This window comes from Georgenia sp. TF02-10 (assembly GCF_022759505.1).
Lineage (GTDB): Bacteria > Actinomycetota > Actinomycetes > Actinomycetales > Actinomycetaceae > TF02-10.
Map to the genome: position 1 here is coordinate 1,009,673 of NZ_CP094289.1, position 19,156 is coordinate 1,028,828.

Consider the following 19,156-nt stretch of genomic DNA (forward strand, 5'->3'; position numbering starts at 1 on the left):
CCGGGCCCCGGCCCGGTCGAGCGACGGGCGTCAGCCACGGCCGGTGAAGCCCTCCATCGACCGGCTGATCCCCATGGCCCGGGCGAGGGCGTCCCACGCGGGCGGCGGCAGCAGCCCGCGCAGCGCCCGCGCCAGGTGCACCGACGGCGGGGCCACCACCTGCGCTCGGCCGGCGAGCATCGCCCGCCACGCCTGGTCCACCACCCGCTCCGGGGCCAGCGTCGGGCTCAGCCGCACCCCGCCGGCGCCAGCGAACATCCCGGTGTCGATGAAGGACGGCAGGGCGGTCGTCACCCGGAGGTGGGCGTGCCCCGCCTGGGCGAGCTCCATCCGCAGGGTGTCCGACCAGCTGTACGTCGCCGCCTTCGACGCCGCGTACACCGACATCCGCGGGTTCGGCAGGAGCCCGGCCGCCGAGGCGACGTTGAGGATCCGCCGCGGCCGGTCCGGCACCAGCATCGCCGGCAGCAGCCGCGCGAGCAGCCGCATCGGTGCGAGCGTGTTGACCTCGAGCGTGCGGGCGGCGTCGTCCGGGTCGGTCTCCCAGAAGTAGGTGTTGCCGGTGATGGTCCCGGCGTTGTTCACGACGACGTCCGGCGGGCCGCCGGCGAGCACCTCGGCCGCGGCGGCGTCCAGCGCGGCGCTGTCGGCGAGGTCGACGACGGCGGTGCGCGCCGCCGTCGGGCCAGGGAGGTGGCCGCGCACCTCGGCGAGCGCCGCCGCGTCGCGGCCCCACAGCAGCACCTCGGCGGCGCCCTCGCGGGCGGCGCGCTCGGTGAACAGCCGGCCCAGGCCGCGGCTCGCCCCGGTGACCAGCACCCGGGCGCCGCGCACGGTCATCGGCACAGGCTCCTCCGTCATCTGCCGCCCCGGTCAGATCCAGGACGGCAGCCACATGCGCCACCGCCAGGCGTCGTAGCTGATCGTCTCACCCGTCCACACCGGCCAGAAGAACGCCGCGGCGGCGAGCGCCGCGAGGACGACTGCGCCGAGCAGCCAGGCGCGCTTGCCGAGCCGGACGTCGCCGTCGTCGGAGACCAGGAACTGGGCCCGACCGCGCCAGCCGGGGCGGGCCGGGGGTGCCGCTTCGGCGGAGGCACCGGTCATCGCCGGCGAGACCTCGGCTCCGCCCTGCGGGGCCGCGCGACCATCGGCCGGCGGAACGTCCTCGCCGCCGGCGGCGTCGGAGCGGACATCCGTGCCGCCGCCACTGGGCGGGACCGCAGCTGCGGCCAAGTCGTCCGCCTGGCCGCGCGCCGTTGTCCGCGTTCCCTGCACCGGTGGCCGGACGACCCCCGCCGCCCAGCCGAGCACGAACGTCAGGCAGAGCACCACGTACGGCACGACCGCCACCGTGTAGAAGGTGAAGATCGTCCGGTGCGTGTAGCCCAGCCAGGGCAGGTACATCGCGGCGTACCCGGCCAGCACCGCCCAGGCCCGCCAGTCCCGGCGGCGCACCGCGAGGTACACCAGCGCCAGCAGGGCCACCGCGGCGGCCCACCAGAGCACCGGGTTGCCCACGGACAGGATCGCCTGGACGCACTTGTCCGCCCCGCACGCGCTGGGCGGCGGCGCGGGGTCGGGCCAGTAGAAGGAGGTCGGGCGCAGCTGCAGCAGCCAGCCGGCCGGGTTCGCCTGGTAGGGGTGGTCGGCGTCGAGGTTGTTGTGGAACTGCCACATCGTCAGGTGGTACTCCCACCAGGAGTTCAGCGCGTCGGGCAGCCAGTCGCGGGGCACCTCGTGCCCCGCCGCGCGCAGGTCCGACGCCCACTGTCGGCGGTAGGCGGCCGGGTGGGCGAACCACGAGGCCCAGGTCAGGACGTAGGTGAGCGCCGCCGTCGGGACGAGCGCGACGAAGGCCGGCAGCCCGCCGCGGAAGATGCCGCCGCCCACCCACAGCCGCGCCCCCACCGCCCGGCGGGCGGCGAGGTCCCAGCCCAGGACGAGCAGGCCGAAGACGGCGACGGCGTAGATCCCGGACCACTTCACCCCGCAGGCCAGGCCCAGGGCGACGCCGGCCGCGACCAGCCACCAGCGGGGACCGGTGCGCGGCCCCCACGGGTGGGGCGCGCCGGGGGCGCGGGCCGTGGCGGCGGCGCGGCGCGCCAGCACCGCGCGGGTGGCGGAGCGGTCGTGCAGCACGCACCAGAAGCCGACCAGCACCCAGAAGCTGAGGAAGACGTCCAGCAGCGCGGTGCGCGACTCGGTCAGGTGCACCCCGTCGACGGCGAGCAGCAGACCGGCGGTGGTGCCCAGCAGCGCCGAGCCGAACAACCGGGTGGCCACCCGGGCCAGCAGGAGCACCGACAGGGCGCCGACGACCGCCGCGGAGAACCGCCAGCCCAGCCCGTTGTCCGCCCCGAACAGGCGCAACCCGATGGCGATCATCCACTTGCCGACCGCCGGGTGGACGACGTAGTCGGCGGTGGTGGACAGGCCGGAGTCGTCCCCGGCGGCGAAGGCGGCGTCGCTGTCCTCGGCCCACTCGCCCTCGTAGCCCAGGGTGAGCAGGGAGTACGCCTGCTTGACGTAGTAGGTCTCGTCGAAGACGAGGCGGCCGGGGTGGTTCAGCTGCACGAGCCGCAGGACCGCCGCGAGCACCGTCACCGCCAGCGGCCCGAGCCACCCCCATAGCCGGGCCGCCGGGTCGGGCCGGCCGGGCCGGGCGGGCAGGCCGAGGCGGGTGCGGAGCTCGGCCTCGGTGGGCGGCTGGTCGTTGGTGGCGGGCTCCTGGCGGGCACAGGTCCCTTCGCTGGCGGCGGGCTCCTCGCCGACGAAGACCTCATCGCCCGGGGCGCGCCCCTCGCCGGCGCCGGCCGGCTGCCGGTCGCCGGTGGGCGCGGACCGGGACGTGCTCACCCGCGGAGTCTAGGTGGGCCACCTGGGCCGGTCGGGCTGCTGCCACGCTGCCCGGCTGGCCTGCAACCGGACGAGGCGGGCCGCTGCCCGCCGACTGACCGGCTTCTCGGGTCAACCGACCGGCTCTCGTCTGCTCGTGACCGCCGCACGACGGCAGCAGTGTGCAAGAAGTAACACAATCTCGGTCGGGGCAGCTGCCACAACGGCGGATTTCCGCCACGTCCGGTCACGGCCCACCCGAGTTTGTGTTACTTCTGGCGCAGGAGCGGCTCAGCCCACCCGCCGACCGCGTGGGGGAGACTGGCACTTGTGACCGAGGATGTGCAGCCTGCAGAACGAGGCGGGCAGCCGGGCGATGGTCCGCCAGCCGACGCCCAGCCCCAGGCTGGCCCTTCGCCGATGGTCCCGGGCGTCATCCTCCTCGCCGCCACCCCCATCGGGGACGTCGCCGACGCGCCACCCCGGCTGCGCACCGCCCTGGCCGAGGCCGACGTCGTGGCGGCCGAGGACACCCGGCGCCTCCGGGCCCTGGCCGCCCGCCTCGGCGTCACCGTCACCGGCCGCCTGGTCAGCCTGCACGAGCACAACGAGCAGACGCGGGCCCCGGAGATCGTCGACGCGGCGGCCGGCGGCGCCCGGGTCCTCGTCGTCTCCGACGCCGGCATGCCCTCGGTCTCCGATCCGGGGTACCGGCTGGTGCGGGCGGCCACCGCCGCCGGCGTCCGGGTGAGCGTGGTGCCCGGGCCGTCCGCGGTGCTCACCGCGCTGGCGATCTCCGGCCTGGCCACCGACCGGTTCTGCTTCGAGGGGTTCCTGCCCCGCCGACCCGGGGAGCGCAGCCGCGCGCTCGCTGCTCTCGCCGCCGAGCCGCGGACGATGATCTTCTTCGAGGCCCCCCACCGCCTCGCCGCCACGCTCACCGACATGGCGGCCACCTTCGGCCCGGACCGGCCGGCGGCGGTGTGCCGGGAGCTGACCAAGACCTACGAGGAGGTCCGCCGCGACGGTCTCGGCGCGCTCGCCACGTGGGCCGACGACGGCGTCCGGGGCGAGATCACCGTCGTCGTCGCTGGTGCGCCGGCCGTGGCGCCGAGCGTCGCCGATCACCTCGAGGAGGTGCTCGACCTCGTCGACGCCGGCGCCCGCCTCAAGGACGCCGCCGGGGACGTCGCCGCCCGGACCGGGCTGAGCAAGCGCGAGCTGTACCAGGCGGCGCTGGACCGGCGGGCCTAGCTTCGGCCTGGCTGGCCCTAGCTCCGGCCGAGCCGAGGCCTAGCCGGCCCGGCCGGCCCCGGGGCTCACTGACTCGGCCAGCTCGACCCCGGCGGCGGACATCTCGGCGCGGGCCTGCGCGCCCAGCTCCGGGCTCACCGGGATGGTGAGGTCGGTGAGGACCCGGGTTCGCAGGCCCAGGCGCTGGGCGTCCAGCGCGGTCTCCTTCACGCAGTGGGACTCCACCAGCCCGACGACGTCGACGGCATCGATGCCCCGCTCGCGCAGGATGTTGGCGAGCGGGCGGCCGTCCTCGTCGACCCCCTCGAACCCGGAGTAGGCGGCCGCGTACTGGCCCTTCTTGACCGAGGCGTCGAAGGTCTGCCCGGCCAGCGCCGGGTGGAGCTCGGCCTCCGCGGTCCCGGCCACGCCGTGCGGGGGCCAGGAGTCGACGAAGTCGGGGGTGTCGGAGAAGTGGTCGCCCGGGTCGATGTGCCAGTCCTGGGTCGTCACCACCGCGGCGTAGTCCGAGCGGTGCTCGGCCGCGTAGCGGGCGGCCTTGCGGGCGACGGCGTCGGCACCGACGGTCGGCAGGGCGCCGCCCTCGCAAAAGGTGGGCTGGAGGTCCACGAGGAGCAGGGCACGGGTGCTCATGGGCAGCATTGTCCTCCACTCGGCTGGCTCCTGGCGCCCTCGGTGCCATCCACGCCGCCGTCGCCGTCGACGCCGCCGTCGCCGCCGGCTCCGACGACCGGGGCCGGCCCGGCCGCCGGCACCCAGGCCCGGCCCGGCCGCCGCCCCCGGGCCCGCCCCGGAGCCGCAACTAGGCTAGCCGGATGCGCATCCTCTCCGCCGTAGCCTGGCCGTACGCCAACGGGCCGCGGCACATCGGCCACGTCGCCGGCTTCGGCGTGCCCTCCGACGTCTTCTCCCGCTACATGCGGATGGCCGGGCACGAGGTCCTGATGGTCTCCGGCACCGACGAGCACGGCACCCCGATCCTCGTCGCCGCCGACGCCGCCGGCGTCAGCGCCAAGGAGCTCGCGGACCGGAACAACCGGGTCATCGTCGAGGACCTCGCCGCCCTCGGGCTGAGCTACGACCTGTTCACCCGGACGACGACGCGCAACCACTACGCCGTCGTGCAGGAGATGTTCCGCACCGTCCGGGACAACGGGTACATGGTCGAGCGGACCACCGAGTCCGCGATCAGCCCCTCGACCGGACGCACCCTCCCCGACCGGTACATCGAGGGCACCTGCCCGATCTGCGGCTACCCCGAGGCGCGCGGGGACCAGTGCGACAACTGCGGCAACCAGCTCGACCCCACCGACCTGATCGACCCGCGCAGCAAGATCAACGGGGAGACCCCGGAGTTCGTCCAGACCACCCAGTACTTCCTGGACCTGCCCGCGCTCGCCGGCGCGCTGGGGGCATGGCTGGACGAGCGCGCGGCCGCGGGCACCTGGCGGCCCAACGTCATCAAGTTCTCCCAGCACATCCTCCAGGAGATCCGGCCGCGGGCGATGACCCGGGACATCGACTGGGGCATCCCGGTGCCCGGCTGGGAGGACCAGCCGACCAAGCGGCTGTACGTGTGGTTCGACGCCGTCGTCGGCTACCTGTCCGCCTCGATCGAGTGGGCCCGGCGCACCGGCGACGGCGAGGCGTGGCGGCGGTGGTGGAACGACGGCGAGGCGCTGTCCTACTACTTCATGGGCAAGGACAACATCGTCTTCCACTCCCAGATCTGGCCGGCCGAGCTGCTCGGGTACAACGGCCAGGGCGAGCGCGGCGGCCGGCCCGGCACCTACGGCACGCTGAACCTGCCCACCGAGGTCGTCTCCAGCGAGTTCCTCACCATGGAGGGCCGGCAGTTCTCCTCCTCGCGCGGCGTCGTCATCTACGTCCGGGACGTCCTGCAGCGCTACCAGCCCGACGCGCTGCGCTACTTCATCTCCGCCGCCGGACCGGAGAACCAGGACGCCGACTTCACCTGGGCGGAGTTCGTCCGGCGCACCAACGGCGAGCTCGTCGCCGGGTGGGGCAACCTGGTCAACCGGACGGCGTCGATGATCGCCAAGACCTTTGGGCAGATCCCGGCCCCGGGCCCGCTCGAGGACCTCGACACCGCCCTGCTGGCGGCGGTCCGGGACGGGTTCGGCGCCGTCGGCGGGCTCATCGGCCAGCACCGCCAGCGGGCCGCCCTCGCCGAGGCGATGCGCCTGGTCGGCGAGGCCAACACCTACGTCACCCGCACCGAGCCGTTCAAGCTCAAGGCCCCCGAGCAGCGCGAGCGCCTGGCGACCGTCCTGCACACCCTCGCCCAGGCCGTCACCGACCTCAACGTCATGCTCAGCCCGTTCCTGCCGCACTCGGCCAACGCCGTCGACCGGGTCCTCGGTGGCCCCGGCCGGGTCGCGCCGCTGCCGCGGATCGAGGAGGTGGCCGACCTCGACGGCGGCGACCCGTACCCGATCATCACCGGCAGCTACCACCACGGCGCGGGCGGCTACCCGGGGTGGGGGCCGCGGCCGGTCGCGCCGGGCACGCCGGTGGGCCGGCCGACGCCGGTGTTCACCAAGCTCGACGAGGACGTGGTCGAGTCCGAGCTCGCCCGGCTGCGCGGGGACGCCTGAGTGGCGAAGCACCGCCGGCGCGGGTGGCCGGAGGCGCCGGAGCCGCTGCCGGGCACGGTCGTCGACAACCACACCCACCTGCCGGTCCTGGGCGACGACGGTGACCCCGCGGTGGACGACGACGTCGCCCTGCCGCCCGGGGAGGCCCCGCTCACCACGGCGGAGCAGCTGACCCGCGCCGCCGCCGCCGGGGTGGCCCGGGTGCTCACCGTCGGGTGCGACGTCCCGAACCTGGCCGGCACGCTCGCCCTGGCCCGCGCCCACCCGCCGATCGCCGCGGCGCTGGGCATCCACCCCAACGAGGCCCCGCTGCACGGCGGGGTGCGCGAGGTCGGCCCGGACGGGCTGGAGCCGGCCGTGCGCCCGCACCACACGCTCTCCTTCGACGACGCCTTCGCCCGGGTCGCCGCGCTCGCTAGGGACGAGCGGGTGGTCGCGGTGGGGGAGAGCGGCCTGGACTACTACCGCACCGGCCCGCAGGGCAGGGTCCACCAGCGGGCCGCCTTCCGGGCCCACATCGCCCTGGCCAAGGAGCTCGGCAAGCCGCTGCAGATCCACGACCGGGACGCCCACGCCGACGTCGTCGCCACCCTGCTGGCCGACGGCGCCCCGGAGCGGACCGTCTTCCACTGCTTCTCCGGGGACGCCGAGCTCGCCGCGGTCCTGGCCGAGCACGGCTGGTACGCCTCCTTCGCCGGGCCGGTCACCTTCGGCGCGAACGAGACCCTACGGGCCGCGCTGCGGGCGCTGCCGCCCGAGCTCGTGCTCGTCGAGACCGACGCGCCCTACCTCACCCCGGCGCCGTTCCGGGGCCACCCCAACGCCCCGTACGTCATGCCGCTGACCGTCCGGCGCATCGCCGCCGAGCTGGGCCGGGACGTCGCCGAGACCTGCGCGCTGCTGACCGCCACCACCGACGCCGTCTACGGCACCTGGTAGGCCGCGTCGGGGGCGCATCCCCGTCCGGCGGGCGGGGCGCGCCGCTCGTCCCACTGCTCGGGCCCGCACCCCGCTGCTCCCGCCGGGCGTCGTCGTTGCTCCCGCGCGGTGTCGTCAACGCCCCCGCACTCCGTGGGTGGCGTCACGCCCCGGCAGCCCACCAGCCCCTCCTTGACAAGGGACGCTCGTCCTGCTTGTATTAAGCCAGTCAGTTGATCAGTTGAGGACGTGAACGCAATGCCGGTCGCACAGGAAGAGCTGAGCCGAACCTTCGCGGCTCTCGCCGACCCCACCCGCCGCCAGGTGCTCGAGCGCCTCAGCCGCCGGCCCGCCACGCTGAAGGAGCTGGCAGCACCGCTCGCGATGACCCAGCAGAGCGTCTCGCGGCACCTGCAGATCCTGGAGCAGGCGGGCCTCATCAGCCGGGGCCGCCAGGCGCAGTGGCGGCCGTGCGAGCTCCGTGGCGAGCGCCTGCAGGCGGCCTCGGAGTGGCTCGATCAGTACCGGCAGTTCTGGGAGAGCAGCTTCGACCGGTTGTCCGACCACCTCCAGGACGCACCGCCCCGACCCCACCAGGAGGAGCCCCATGCCTAGTCCCGCCGTCAGTCGCCCGACCGCGAGGGGCGACTTCACGATCACCCGGCGCTTCACCGCCCCGGTCGAGGACGTCTTCGATGCCTGGACCCGGCCCGAGCAGGTGGCCGCCTGGTTCGGTCCCGTCGGGCTGGTGACCCCCGTCGACCGGCTCGCGATGGACGTTCGGCCAGGTGGCTCGTGGACGCTCACGATGGTCTCCCAGGACACCGGGGAGGAGTACCCGGTCGAGTTCGCCTACGTCGAGGTGCTCAGGCCCAGCCGCCTGGTCATGACGACCGGGACCGCCGAGGCCACGGCCCGGATCACGGTGACCCTGCAGCCCGTCGAGGAGGGGACCGAGATGACCTTTGCAGTGACCGACCTCCGCACCTCCCCGGAGAACGGGTCGCTGCGCGAGGGATGGGAATCGTCGTTCGGCCGGCTCGCCGCGCTGCTGGGGGAGCCGGCATGAGCACCGAGGAGCAGAGCACCGCCAGCGACCTTCCCCAGCCCAGCGCCAGCAACCTCGCGCAGGCCGGCGCCAGCGACCTCCCCCAGGGCGACGTCCGCCTCCTGCAGAGCCGGACCGCGCAAGAGCTGCTCGGCTCGACCGAGCTGGCCCGGGTGGCCTATGTCGCCAAGGACGCCACCCCCCGCGTCTTCCCGATGCTCTTCCACTGGACGGGCGAGGAGCTCGTGCTGTGCACCTTCGCCGGCGCAGCGAAGATCCACGCGATCCGCGCACGGCCAGACATCGCCGTGACCATCGACGCCCCGACCACTCCGCCGCGGGTGCTGCTGCTGCGCGGGCGGGCGACCGTCGACGAGGTCGACGGGATCGTCCCGGAGTACCGGCAGGCCCACCTGCGCTACGCCGGCCCGGAGCAGGGCGAGGCCAACGTGGCAGCCGTCGACAACCCCGGCGTCCGGATGGCCCGCATCGGGCTGCGCCCGACCTGGGTCGGGGTGCTCGACTTCGTCGCGCGCCTGCCCGGCGGTGTCTCGGCAGAGGAGTTCGACAGGCGAGGCTCCTGATGGCGGAGCTCCTGCTGCTCCCCGGGGCCGGCGGCGACCCGTGGTACTGGCACCTCGTCGTCGCCCGGCTGGAGGGTCGCGGGCACACCGCGGTCGCGGTGGACCTCCCGGCCGGGCAGGAGGATGCCGGCCTGCGGGAGTACGCCGATGTCGCAGTCCGGGCGGCCGAGGGGCTCCGCGAGGTCGTCCTGGTGGCCCAGTCGCTGGGCGCCTTCACGGCCGCCATGGTCGCCCCTCGTCTCCCGGTCCGGGCGCTGGCCTTCGTCAACGGGATGATCCCGCTCCCGGGCGAGACGCCGGGGCAGTGGTGGTCGGCCACCGGGCACGCCGAGGCGCAGGCCGCCGCCAGGGGCGAGCACGACGCGGCCGAGGACTTCACCCACGACCTGCCGCCGAGCGTCGTCCGCGCGATGCACGACCGCCAGCGCGACCAGAGCGCAGCGGCCTTCGCGTCGGCCTGCACCTTCGACACCTGGCCGCGCGTCCCGATCCACGCGCTCGTCGGCGCCGAGGACCGGTTCTTCCCCGCCGCCTTCCAGCAGCGGCTCTGCCGCACGCGCCTGGGCATCGAGCCGGTCGTCGTGCCCGGCGGCCACGCGATCGCGCTGTCCCAGCCCGGCGCAGTGGCCGGCTGGCTGGACCTCGTGGGCAGGGCCTGAGCCTGGGTCTGGCTACGAGGCTCAGAACTGTCCAACGGCCGCTTCGTCGACACCGCCGTGGAACGAGTGGCGTGACCATCCCCACCCCGGGGCACAACTTCCCAGTCCGATAACAGATCGGTTACGGTCACCCCTGGCTCCGTCTCCCCTCCAAGACAGGACTGACCCTTGGCTCGACACACCGCGGCGCGCACCGCCGTGCCCGCCGCCCGTCCCGCCGGCGACCCCGCCCCCGGCAGCCGCCGCGCCCTGCGGCAGCAGGCCCAGGGCGCCCCCGCCGCCGCCCCGCACCGCGCCCTGCCCCGCGGCGTCGTCCGCACCGTGCGGGTGGGCGTGCTCGGCGCCGTCGTCGCCGGCACCGGCGCCTTTACCCTCACCCAGGCCGGCGGCCCCGGCACCGAGCCCGCGCTGGCCGCCGTCGAGAGCGGCACCCTCGCCCTGCGCGCCGGCGAGACCGCCTCCCGCTCCCAGCTCGCCGGCCGGCAGGCGCTGGAGGCCGACGGCGCCCGCACCTTCGCGCTGGTCGTCGACGGGCAGACCCGGGACGTGACCACCACCGCCGCCTCCCTGGGCGAGGCCCTCGCCGAGGCGGGCGTGCGGCTGGCCGCGGACGACGTCGTCTCCGCCCCGCTCGCCGAGCCCGTCCCCGCGGGCGAGACGGTGCAGGTCGGCCGCGGCGCCGTCGAGCACGTCACCGAGGAGACGGTGGAGAAGTTCACCACCGTGGAGCAGCCGGACGCCACGCTCCCGGCGGGTGAGCGGCAGGTGGTGACCGCCGGCGTCGACGGCGTCACGACCGACACCTACGAGGTGCGCACGGTGGACGGCAAGGAGGTCTCCCGGACCCTGCTGACCTCCGTGATGGCCAGCGCCAAGGTGGACGAGGTGGTGCGGGTCGGCACGAAGGAGCCCGAGCCGGCCCAGGCCCCGGCCGCCGCCAGCGCTGCCGGGGCGGCCGGCGACGGCGCCGCCGCGGCCGGGCCCACCGCCCAGGCCGCCAGCGGCGACGTCCGGGCCATCGGCGCCGAGCTCGCCGCCGCCCGCGGCTGGGGCGCCGACCAGTTCCAGTGCCTGGACCGGCTGTGGACCAAGGAGTCCAACTGGGACCACCGGGCGGAGAACGCCAGCTCGGGCGCCTACGGCATCCCGCAGGCGCTGCCGGGCAGCAAGATGGGCACGGTCGCCGCCGACTGGCGCACCAACCCCGTCACCCAGATCACCTGGGGCCTGAACTACATCGCCGGGCGCTACGGCACCCCGTGCGGCGCCTGGGGCCACTCCCAGAGCCACAACTGGTACTGAGCCCGCCCGCGCCGGGCACGCACCCCGCCGGGGCCGTCGCCGGCCGGTTCGTGTGGCCGTCCTCACCCTGGACGGCGAGATAACGAATCGGTTACGGTTTGGCCCGGCCCGGCGTGTCCCGGGCACCCCGCGGGCCTGGCCCGCCCCCTGACAGCCGGATCAGTCCCACCGTTCCTGGTCGGCGCCGCACGGGCGCCCCGCCGGTGGGCTGTGCCCGGACCGCGCGTCGAAGGACCGCCGTGACCTCCACCACCCAGCCGCCCGCCACCGGGCCGGCCCCCGCCCCCGCCGACCCGAACCTCCCCGGCTCCCCGGACGCCGCGCCCCCGGCCCGCCGCCGGCGGCTGCGCTGGCTCGGCGTCGGCCTGGCCCCCGTGCTCCTCGCCGGCGGGGCCGTGACCGCGCACGCGCACAAGAGCGTCGACGTCGAGATCGACGGCGAGGCCCGCACCGTGACCACCTTCGCCGGCTCGGTCGCCGGCCTGCTGGAGCAGGAGGGCATCGAGGTCGGCGAGCACGACCTGCTCGCCCCCGGCCCGGGCACCTCCCTCGCCGACGGCGGGGACGTGGTGGTGCGCACCGCGCACCCGGTCACGGTGGACGTCAACGGCGAGCCGCAGGTGGTGTGGACCACCGCGCAGAGCCAGGGCGAGCTCGTCACGAGCTTCTTCGAGTCCGGCCGGGAGGTCACCGTGGCCGCCTCCCGCTCCCACGAGCGGTCCACCCTGGACCTGCCGCTGGTGACCGACGCGCCGGTGGACGTCGTGGCCGACGGCGCCACCAAGCGGGTGGACCTGACCGGCACCGCCACCGCGAACGACGCCCTGGCCGCCGCCGGCGTGGAGGCCGCCCGCACCGACCGGGTGGAGATCGGTACCGCCGACGACGGCACCGTCCAGGTGACCGTCACCCGGGTCGCCCGCAGCGAGCGCGCCAACCTGCACCCGGTGGAGTTCCAGACCGTCGAGCGCCCGGACGACTCGCTCTACGTCGGCGAGCGCGAGGTGGTGCAGGAGGGCGCGACCGGCGTCCGCACCGAGCTGTTCAGCACCATCAAGGTCGACGGTAAGGAGACCCACGCCGTCCGGGTCTCCGACGAGGTGACCACCGCCCCGACGGACCGGATCATCGCCGTCGGCACCAAGGAGCGGCCCGCGCCGACCCCGGCCCCCGCCGCTGCGCCGGTGGCGACGTCCGACGACGACGACGCCGCCTCCGGCTCTGCCACCCGCGCGGCCGCCCCGGCCGCGGAGGCCCCTGCTGCCGAGGCGCCCGCTGCCGAGGCGCCCGCTCCGGCAGCGGCCCCGGCGCCCGCCCCCGCCCCGGCCCCGGCCGCCAGCGCGGCGGGCGGTGGCGTCTGGGCGGCGCTGGCCCAGTGCGAGTCGGGCGGCAACCCGGCCGCCGTCTCCGCCAGCGGCGCCTATCACGGGCTCTACCAGTTCTCCGTGGGCACCTGGCAGTCGGTCGGCGGGTCGGGCCTGCCGTCCCAGGCCTCCCCGGCCGAGCAGACCCAGCGCGCCCAGGCCCTCCAGGCCCGGTCCGGCTGGGGCCAGTGGCCGGCCTGCTCCGCCAAGCTCGGGCTGCGCTGACCGCCGGTCTGCGCTGACCGCCCGGCCGGGCTGGCCCTCGGCCCGCGCCGACCGTCGCCCGCACCGACCATCCGGCCCCGCGCCGACACTCCGGGCGCCGGTCGCCACCACTGGTGGCGGCCGGCGCCCGACCGCGTCTCGCCCACGTCCGGCCCGCCGCGGGCCCGCCCGCCCGGGCACGTAGGCTGCCGGGCGTGACCTCGGACCCCGCCGCGCCCGGCCTGCTCGGCGCCGCCGACGTCCGCCGCATCGCCGCCACGCTCGGGATCCGGCCCACCAAGACCCTCGGGCAGAACTTCGTCCACGACGCCGGCACGGTCCGCCGCATCACCCGCGCGGCCGCCGTCGCCGCCGACGACGTCGTCCTCGAGGTCGGCCCCGGCCTCGGGTCTCTCACCCTCGCCCTGCTCGAGACCGGCGCGCGGGTGACCGCCGTCGAGATCGACCCGGTGCTCGCCAGCGCCCTGCCGGCCACCGTCGCGGCCCGCCAGCCCCGGGCGGCCCACCGGCTCGCCGTCGTCCACGCCGACGCCCTCACCATCGCCGGCCCGCAGGACCTGCCCGGGCCGCCGCCGACCAAGCTCGTGGCCAACCTGCCCTACAACGTCGCCGTCCCCGTCCTGCTGCGCCTGCTCGAGGCGCTGCCGTCGGTCACCGACGTCCTCGTCATGGTCCAGGCCGAGGTCGCCGACCGGCTCGCCGCCCCGCCCGGCTCGCGCACCTACGGCGTCCCCTCGGTCAAGGCCGCCTGGTACGCCGACGCCGCCCGCGCCGGCGCCGTCTCGCGCACCGTCTTCTGGCCGGTCCCGGGCGTGGACTCCGCGCTGGTACGGCTGACCCGCCGCCGCCCCCCGGCCACCCCCGCCGCCCGGGCCGAGGTGTTCGCCGTCGTCGACGCCGCCTTCGCCCAGCGCCGCAAGACCCTCCGGTCCGCCCTGGCTCCCTGGGCCGGCTCGCCCGCCGCCGCCGAGGCCGCGCTGCGGGCGGCCGGGGTGGATCCCGGGCTGCGCGGCGAGCGGCTGACGGTCGCCGACTTCGCCCGCATCGCCGCGCACCGGCCGGCGGGTGCGGCGGGCCGGGCCGGGACGGCAGACGTGGAGACGGCGGACGTGGCCGACCCTGCCGAGGTGGACCGGCACGTGCCGGCCGGCCCGGCTGACCCCGCCTCTGGCACCCTGGCGCCATGACGGCCACCGAGGTGCAGGTGCGGGCGCCCGGCAAGATCAACCTCGCCCTCCGGGTGGGGCCGCCCGGGCCGGACGGCTACCACCCCCTCGTCACGGTCTTCCAGGCCGTCTCGCTCGGCGAGGACGTCGTGGCGCGCCCGGCGGACGGCATCAGCCTGGAGATCCGCGGCCGCGGCACGGACCTGCCCACCGACGGCACCAACCTGGCCGTCCGGGCCGCGGAGCTGCTCGCCCGGACCGTCGGCGTCGACGCCGGGGTGCACCTCACGCTCACCAAGCGGGTGCCGGTGGCCGGGGGGATGGCGGGCGGGTCCGCCGACGCCGCCGCCACCCTGCTCGCCTGCGACCAGCTCTGGGGCGCCGGCCTGGCGCGGGAGGAGCTCGCCGAGCTCGCCGCCGACCTCGGCGCCGACGTGCCCTTCGCGCTCACCGGGGCCACCGCCCTGGGCACCGGCCGGGGGGACGTGCTCAGCCCCGTCCTGGTCCGCGGCACCTACCACTGGGTGCTCGCCGTGCAGGCCGAGGGGCTGTCCACGCCCGAGGTGTTCCGCGCCTTCGACGAGCAGCACGGGTACTCCGCCGGTGGCCGGGCCGCCGATCGGGGCGACGGCGGCCGGTCCGTGGCCCCCGCCGTCACCCCTGCCCCCGCGCCCGCCCCTGCTCCCGCCGTCGACGACGCCCCCGCCCCCGCCGTCGACGACGCCCTGCTCACCACCCTGCTCTCCGGCGACCCGCTCGCGGTCGCCCGCCACCTGGTCAACGACCTCCAGGACGCCGCGGTGGACCTGCGGCCCGAGCTCGGGGACGTGCTGGCCGCCTGCGAGCGGGCCGGGGCGCTGGGCGCCGTCGTCTCCGGCTCCGGGCCCACCGTGGCCGCCCTCGCGCTGGACGGCCCGCACGCGGAGAGCGTCGCCGGGGTGGTGCGCGCCGCCGACGTCGCCGCCGAGGTGCTCACTGTCACCGGGCCGGCGCCCGGGGCCCGGGTGCTCGAGCACGTCCGCGGCCAGCCCTGACCGTCGTCGTGCCACGGCGATGGGCCCGGGACCGGTGGCCGTCACGCCCCGTGTTCCGTGCCGGACGGGCCGGAACCCCGTGCCGGTCAGGCCCGGGACCCCCGGTGCCGCTGCGGCCCCTGACTCCCGCGCCGCTCAGGCCGACCGGCCGCCGGTTCCGACCGGTGCGGTGAGGTAGCGGCCGGTGATGCTGGCCGGGTTACCGGCGACCTCGGCCGGGGTGCCGGCGGCGACGATGCGGCCGCCAGCGGTGCCGCCGCCCGGCCCGAGGTCGATGAGGTAGTCGGCGTTGCTGATCATGTCGAGGTCGTGCTCAATGACGACGACGGTCGCGCCGTTGTCTACCAGGCGCTGCAGCACGTGCAGCAGCACCTGGACGTCCAGGGGGTGCAGCCCGACGGACGGTTCGTCGAGGACGAAGACGGTGTCGTGCTGGTCGCGCTCGAGGTCCGAGGACAGCTTCAGCCGCTGCGCCTCGCCGCCGGACAGGGCCGGCGTCGCTTCGCCGAGGGTCAGGTAGGACAGGCCGAGGTCGGCGAGCAGCTGCAGCCGGGTCCGGACCTTCTTCAGGTCCGGCACGTGGCCGAGGGCCTGGTCGACGGTCATCGCCAGCAGCTCGGGCAGCGAGAGGCCGCTGTCGGTCTCGGCGGCGTGCCGCGGCCGGCGCCGGACCTGGTCGGCCTCGGGGGAGTACCGGGTGCCGCCGCACCGGGGGCAGACGATGTCGACGTCGGGCAGGAACTGCACGTCCAGGGAGATCTGGCCGGTGCCGTCGCACTCCGGGCAGCGCAGGCTGCCGGTGTTGTAGGAGAAGTCCCCGGCCCGCAGGCCGCGCCGCTTGGCCTCCGGGGTTGCGGCGTAGGCGCGGCGCAGGTCGTCCAGGACGCCGCTGTAGGTCGCGACGGTGGAGCGGACGTTGATCCCGATGGGGGACGCGTCGACGACGCTGACCCGCTCCACGCCGGCCGCGCCGAGCTCGGCGACGTGCGCGGGGAGCTGGGCGCCCTTCGCCTGGGCGGCCAGGGCGGGCACCAGGCTCTCGAGCACCAGGGTGGTCTTCCCGGACCCGGAGACGCCGGTGACCGCCACCAGCCGGCCCTTGGGGATGGTCAGGTCCAGGGCGTGCACGGTGTGCAGGGGCGTGGTGCGCAGGTGGATGCCGCCGCGGGCGAACATGTCCTGCTGGCCGGCGGTGGCGCGCACGCGAGTGTCCTGGGTGCCGTCGATGAACCCGGCGATCCGCGAGCGCGGGTTCTGACCCAGCGCGGGCAGCGGGCTGGCGGCGAGGATCTGCCCGCCCTCGGCACCCGACCCGGGCCCGATCTCGATCAGCCAGTCCGAGGCGCGCAGCAGCTGGACGTCGTGGTCGACGATCACCACGGAGTTCCCGTCGTTCAGCAGGTTGCGGACCACGTCGAGGAGCCCGTCGATGTTGGAGGGGTGCAGCCCGATGGAGGGCTCGTCCATGACGTAGAGGACGCCGGTGGTGCGGTTGCGGACGGCGCGGGAGAGCTGGACGCGCTGGCGTTCGCCGGTCGAGAGCGTGGCGGAGGCGCGGTCCAGGGTGAGGTAGCCCAGGCCGAGCCTGCGGAGCATCTGCGCGGTCTCGACCATCTGGGTCACGATGCTCTCGGCCATCGGCACCATCGGCGCGGGCATCGTCGGCGGGATCGTCTGTACCCAGGAGGTGACCTCGTCCAGGGTCTTCCGGGTGGCGTCGGCGAGGTCGATGCCCTGCACCAGGGTGGAGCGCGCCCGGGGGCTGAGCCGGCTGCCGTGGCAGACGGGGCAGGTCTGCACGCTCAGGAACCGCTCGATCCGGTTCAGGCCCTTCTCGGTGTCGGCCTTCTTCAGCGCTTCCTCCACCGCCCGGGTGGCGTTGCGGTAGGTGACCTTCAGGTCGAACAGGTTCCCGTTCTTGGCCGGGTAGAGGATCTGGCGCTGCTCGGTGGGGCCGTGGAAGACGGTGTCGCGCTCGGCCGCGGTGAGCTTGGCGAAGGGCACGTCCGTGCGCACCCCCATCGTCGCGACCACCTGCGCGTTGGCGGCCAGCCCGAACATCCGCCACGGGGCGACCGCTCCCTCCTCGATGCTCAGGCTCTCGTCGGGCACGAGGGAGCGTTGGTCGACGTCGCGGACGGTCCCGGTGCCCTGGCAGCGCGGGCAGGCACCCTCGCTGTTGAACGCGAAGGACTCGGCGCTCGGCGGCCCGAACACGGCGCCGCAGACCGGGCAGGTCAGCGGCACGTCCAGGGCGACGTCCATCGTCGGGGCCAGCCGGTGCCCGTTCGGGCACTGGTGGTGCCCGAGCCGGGAGTAGATCAGCCGCAGGCTGTTGAGCAGCTCCGTCGAGGTCCCGAACGTGGACCGCACCCCGGGGATCCCGGGCCGCTGCCGCAGCGCGAGGGCGGCGGGGACGTGCTCGACGCTGTCGACGGCGGCCCGGCGGGCCTGGGTGAGCCGGCGCCGGGTGTAGGTGGACAGGGCTTCCAGGTACCGGCGGGACCCCTCGGCGTAGAGCACGCCGAGGGCCAGCGAGGACTTCCCAGACCCGGACACCCCCGCGACGGCGACGAGCTCGTTCAGCGGCACGTCGACGTCGACGTTCTTGAGGTTGTGCACGCGCGCCCCGCGCACCTGGATCGCTTCCGGCGCCCGCCGGCCGGGGGAGGTGCTCATGCAGCCGCCTCGTCTGTGGAAGGCCTCGACCCGCCGACGCTACCGCCGACCGCGCCGACCGGCGACGCCGTGCCGGGAGCGGGGCAGCGTGCGGTGCGTGCGGTGGCCGTCCGTGCGACGGGACCGGCTGCCGCGACGCTGGCCCTCCTCGGCCCGCACCTGGGTCGGTCGCCGAGGCCCGTGCCGCCAGCAGGTGGCCCGGGACGCGGGCCCGAGGCGGTCGGGGGCGAGCACATCGTCCGGGCAGCGGTCACCGAGGGACCGACGAGTAGTCGAGGAGCCGCGTACCGATACGTACCGTCTTGAACGGCGCGGCGTCGCTCTGGACCCGCCGCAGCAGCGTCTCGGCAGCCTCGACCCCGAGTGCATGGGTGTCCTGGGCGACGATCGTGATCCCGCCCACGACGTCAGCGAGGAGGAAATCGTCGAAGGCGACGAAGGCCCCTGGTGCCGGCCGTAGCCCGCCCCGGAGCATCTCGATCGTGGTGAGCGAGTTGGCGGACACGATGCCGGTCGGCGCGGACGGCATCTGGGCGACGTAGCGCAGCTGCCGGGCAAGCCGGTCGCGGTCCGGGGTGTGCTGGTAGACCAGGGCCGGGTCGGGTTCGATCCCGTGCCGACGCAGGGCGGCTCTGAACCCTCCGAGCCGCTCCCGCTGGGTGAACAGCGCCGCTTCGTCGCCGAAGTAGGCGATGCATCGGTGGCCGCGCTCCACCAGGTAGTCGACCGCCGCGGCCATACCTCCGGCGTTGTCGGAGAGAACGACGTCGCTGTCGAGACCCTTGGCGGGACGGTCGATGCAGACGACGACGGTGCGCCCCAGGCGACGCGCGAGGTGGCGCTGGACCTTCTCGGTGGGGGCGAGGATGACCCCGTCGACCTGACGCGCGATGAGGGAATCCAGCAGCTCTCGTTCGCGACGGGGATCGCCAAGGGTAGAGCCGACGATCACCGTGGAGCGGTCGCCAACGGCCTGCTCGACGGCGCGGGCGAGCTGGGCGGCGAACGGTTCGGAGATGTCTGGGCAGACGAGCGCGATGGACCGACTGGTCGCCCGGCGCAAGCCTTGCGCCGCAGCGTTCGGCCGGTACCCGAGTGCCGCGATGGACGCCTGGACGCGTGCCCGCGTCGTGTCGGCGACGTAACGCTCCTCGTTGATGACGCGGGACACAGTCTTGATGGCGACTCCGGCATGATCCGCGACCTCCCGGATGGTCGGCCTCGGTCGACTCACAACACTCCCCGATGACGGCCGCTGAACTTCCCCGGGGTGCGCATCGAAGTCCCGACCCCGGAGGCCGCGGTCACTGTAACGGCCGTGGGATGGCGGTTGGTTCGGCGCGGGGTTCCGGCACACCGGCGTGGCGGAGTGCGCAGGCGGTAGGAGTGGCGGAGGCGGTGTCCAGAGCGTCCGTCGTCGCGGTCTTCCTGACGGTCTTCTGACACCGTTGTCATGGTCTCTGACCA

16 protein-coding genes are annotated in these 19,156 nt (G+C 75.4%); 11 read left to right on the forward strand and 5 right to left on the reverse strand.

Going from position 1 to position 19,156, the window contains the following annotated elements; genetic code table 11:
- Positions 1-30: 30 nt before the first annotated feature.
- Both MF406_RS04545 and MF406_RS04550 read right to left on the reverse strand, forming a co-directional pair.
- Complete coding sequence (locus MF406_RS04545; RefSeq protein WP_242896803.1) at positions 31-840, reverse strand: SDR family oxidoreductase; 810 nt, start codon at positions 838-840, stop codon at positions 31-33.
- Positions 841-873: 33 nt separating this feature from the next.
- On the reverse strand, positions 874-2,859 hold the full coding sequence (locus MF406_RS04550) for a dolichyl-phosphate-mannose--protein mannosyltransferase (RefSeq protein ID WP_242896804.1): 1,986 nt from the start codon (positions 2,857-2,859) through the stop codon (positions 874-876).
- A 399-nt stretch (positions 2,860-3,258) separates the two neighbouring features.
- On the opposite strand from MF406_RS04550, the gene rsmI reads away from it, so the two are divergent.
- Positions 3,259-4,092, forward strand: a complete 834-nt coding sequence (gene rsmI / locus MF406_RS04555; RefSeq protein ID WP_242896805.1) for a 16S rRNA (cytidine(1402)-2'-O)-methyltransferase — start codon at positions 3,259-3,261, stop codon at positions 4,090-4,092.
- A 39-nt stretch (positions 4,093-4,131) separates the two neighbouring features.
- Here the strand turns inward: rsmI and MF406_RS04560 are convergent, their stop codons facing one another.
- A complete protein-coding gene (locus MF406_RS04560) occupies positions 4,132-4,725 on the reverse strand; it encodes an isochorismatase family protein (RefSeq protein ID WP_242896806.1) in 594 nt (197 codons plus the stop codon).
- Between the two features lie 182 nt (positions 4,726-4,907).
- Here MF406_RS04560 and metG point away from each other — a divergent pair, with 182 nt between their 5' ends.
- From metG to MF406_RS04610, 10 genes are all read left to right on the forward strand, one after another.
- A complete protein-coding gene (metG, locus tag MF406_RS04565; protein WP_242896807.1) occupies positions 4,908-6,710 on the forward strand; it encodes a methionine--tRNA ligase in 1,803 nt (600 codons plus the stop codon).
- Entirely contained in the window at positions 6,711-7,649 is a 939-nt protein-coding gene (locus tag MF406_RS04570; protein ID WP_242896808.1) for a TatD family hydrolase, read from the forward strand. It abuts the gene before it with no gap.
- A gap of 237 nt (positions 7,650-7,886) precedes the next feature.
- A complete protein-coding gene (locus MF406_RS04575) occupies positions 7,887-8,243 on the forward strand; it encodes a helix-turn-helix transcriptional regulator (RefSeq protein WP_242896809.1) in 357 nt (118 codons plus the stop codon).
- On the forward strand, positions 8,236-8,697 hold the full coding sequence (locus MF406_RS04580; RefSeq protein ID WP_242896810.1) for an SRPBCC domain-containing protein: 462 nt from the start codon (positions 8,236-8,238) through the stop codon (positions 8,695-8,697). The genes MF406_RS04575 and MF406_RS04580 overlap by 8 nt, the downstream gene beginning before the upstream one ends.
- On the forward strand, positions 8,694-9,260 hold the full coding sequence (locus MF406_RS04585; protein ID WP_242896811.1) for a pyridoxamine 5'-phosphate oxidase family protein: 567 nt from the start codon (positions 8,694-8,696) through the stop codon (positions 9,258-9,260). Before MF406_RS04580 ends, MF406_RS04585 begins: the two co-directional genes overlap by 4 nt.
- A complete protein-coding gene (locus MF406_RS04590; RefSeq protein ID WP_242896812.1) occupies positions 9,260-9,919 on the forward strand; it encodes an alpha/beta fold hydrolase in 660 nt (219 codons plus the stop codon). The genes MF406_RS04585 and MF406_RS04590 overlap by 1 nt, the downstream gene beginning before the upstream one ends.
- Positions 9,920-10,087: 168 nt before the next feature.
- A complete protein-coding gene (locus MF406_RS04595) occupies positions 10,088-11,221 on the forward strand; it encodes a G5 domain-containing protein (RefSeq protein ID WP_242896813.1) in 1,134 nt (377 codons plus the stop codon).
- Between the two features lie 239 nt (positions 11,222-11,460).
- Positions 11,461-12,810: a resuscitation-promoting factor gene (locus tag MF406_RS04600; protein ID WP_242896814.1), complete on the forward strand. Its 1,350-nt coding sequence runs from the start codon at positions 11,461-11,463 to the stop codon at positions 12,808-12,810.
- A 194-nt stretch (positions 12,811-13,004) separates the two neighbouring features.
- On the forward strand, positions 13,005-13,997 hold the full coding sequence (gene rsmA, locus MF406_RS04605; RefSeq protein ID WP_242896815.1) for a 16S rRNA (adenine(1518)-N(6)/adenine(1519)-N(6))-dimethyltransferase RsmA: 993 nt from the start codon (positions 13,005-13,007) through the stop codon (positions 13,995-13,997).
- Positions 13,994-15,010: a 4-(cytidine 5'-diphospho)-2-C-methyl-D-erythritol kinase gene (locus MF406_RS04610; protein WP_242896816.1), complete on the forward strand. Its 1,017-nt coding sequence runs from the start codon at positions 13,994-13,996 to the stop codon at positions 15,008-15,010. Before rsmA ends, MF406_RS04610 begins: the two co-directional genes overlap by 4 nt.
- A gap of 135 nt (positions 15,011-15,145) precedes the next feature.
- Here the strand turns inward: MF406_RS04610 and MF406_RS04615 are convergent, their stop codons facing one another.
- Together MF406_RS04615 and MF406_RS04620 are read right to left on the reverse strand one after the other, a co-directional pair.
- Positions 15,146-17,689, reverse strand: coding sequence for an excinuclease ABC subunit UvrA (locus tag MF406_RS04615; RefSeq protein ID WP_242896817.1), 2,544 nt, complete (start codon positions 17,687-17,689; stop codon positions 15,146-15,148).
- A 250-nt stretch (positions 17,690-17,939) separates the two neighbouring features.
- Positions 17,940-19,046 (reverse strand): LacI family DNA-binding transcriptional regulator, encoded by a 1,107-nt coding sequence (locus MF406_RS04620; protein WP_371744596.1) that lies wholly within the window; start codon positions 19,044-19,046, stop codon positions 17,940-17,942.
- Positions 19,047-19,156 lie beyond the last annotated feature (110 nt).

Coding starts and splice junctions, on each gene's coding strand:
- MF406_RS04615 (WP_242896817.1), bottom strand. CDS start 17,689: ATGAGCACCTCCCCCGGCCGGCGGGCGCCGGAAGCGATCCAGGTGCGC.
- MF406_RS04560 (WP_242896806.1), bottom strand. CDS start 4,725: ATGAGCACCCGTGCCCTGCTCCTCGTGGACCTCCAGCCCACCTTTTGC.
- MF406_RS04580 (WP_242896810.1), top strand. CDS start 8,236: ATGCCTAGTCCCGCCGTCAGTCGCCCGACCGCGAGGGGCGACTTCACG.
- MF406_RS04610 (WP_242896816.1), top strand. CDS start 13,994: ATGACGGCCACCGAGGTGCAGGTGCGGGCGCCCGGCAAGATCAACCTC.
- MF406_RS04575 (WP_242896809.1), top strand. CDS start 7,887: ATGCCGGTCGCACAGGAAGAGCTGAGCCGAACCTTCGCGGCTCTCGCC.
- MF406_RS04590 (WP_242896812.1), top strand. CDS start 9,260: ATGGCGGAGCTCCTGCTGCTCCCCGGGGCCGGCGGCGACCCGTGGTAC.
- rsmI (WP_242896805.1), top strand. CDS start 3,259: ATGGTCCCGGGCGTCATCCTCCTCGCCGCCACCCCCATCGGGGACGTC.
- MF406_RS04545 (WP_242896803.1), bottom strand. CDS start 840: ATGACCGTGCGCGGCGCCCGGGTGCTGGTCACCGGGGCGAGCCGCGGC.
- MF406_RS04585 (WP_242896811.1), top strand. CDS start 8,694: ATGAGCACCGAGGAGCAGAGCACCGCCAGCGACCTTCCCCAGCCCAGC.
- metG (WP_242896807.1), top strand. CDS start 4,908: ATGCGCATCCTCTCCGCCGTAGCCTGGCCGTACGCCAACGGGCCGCGG.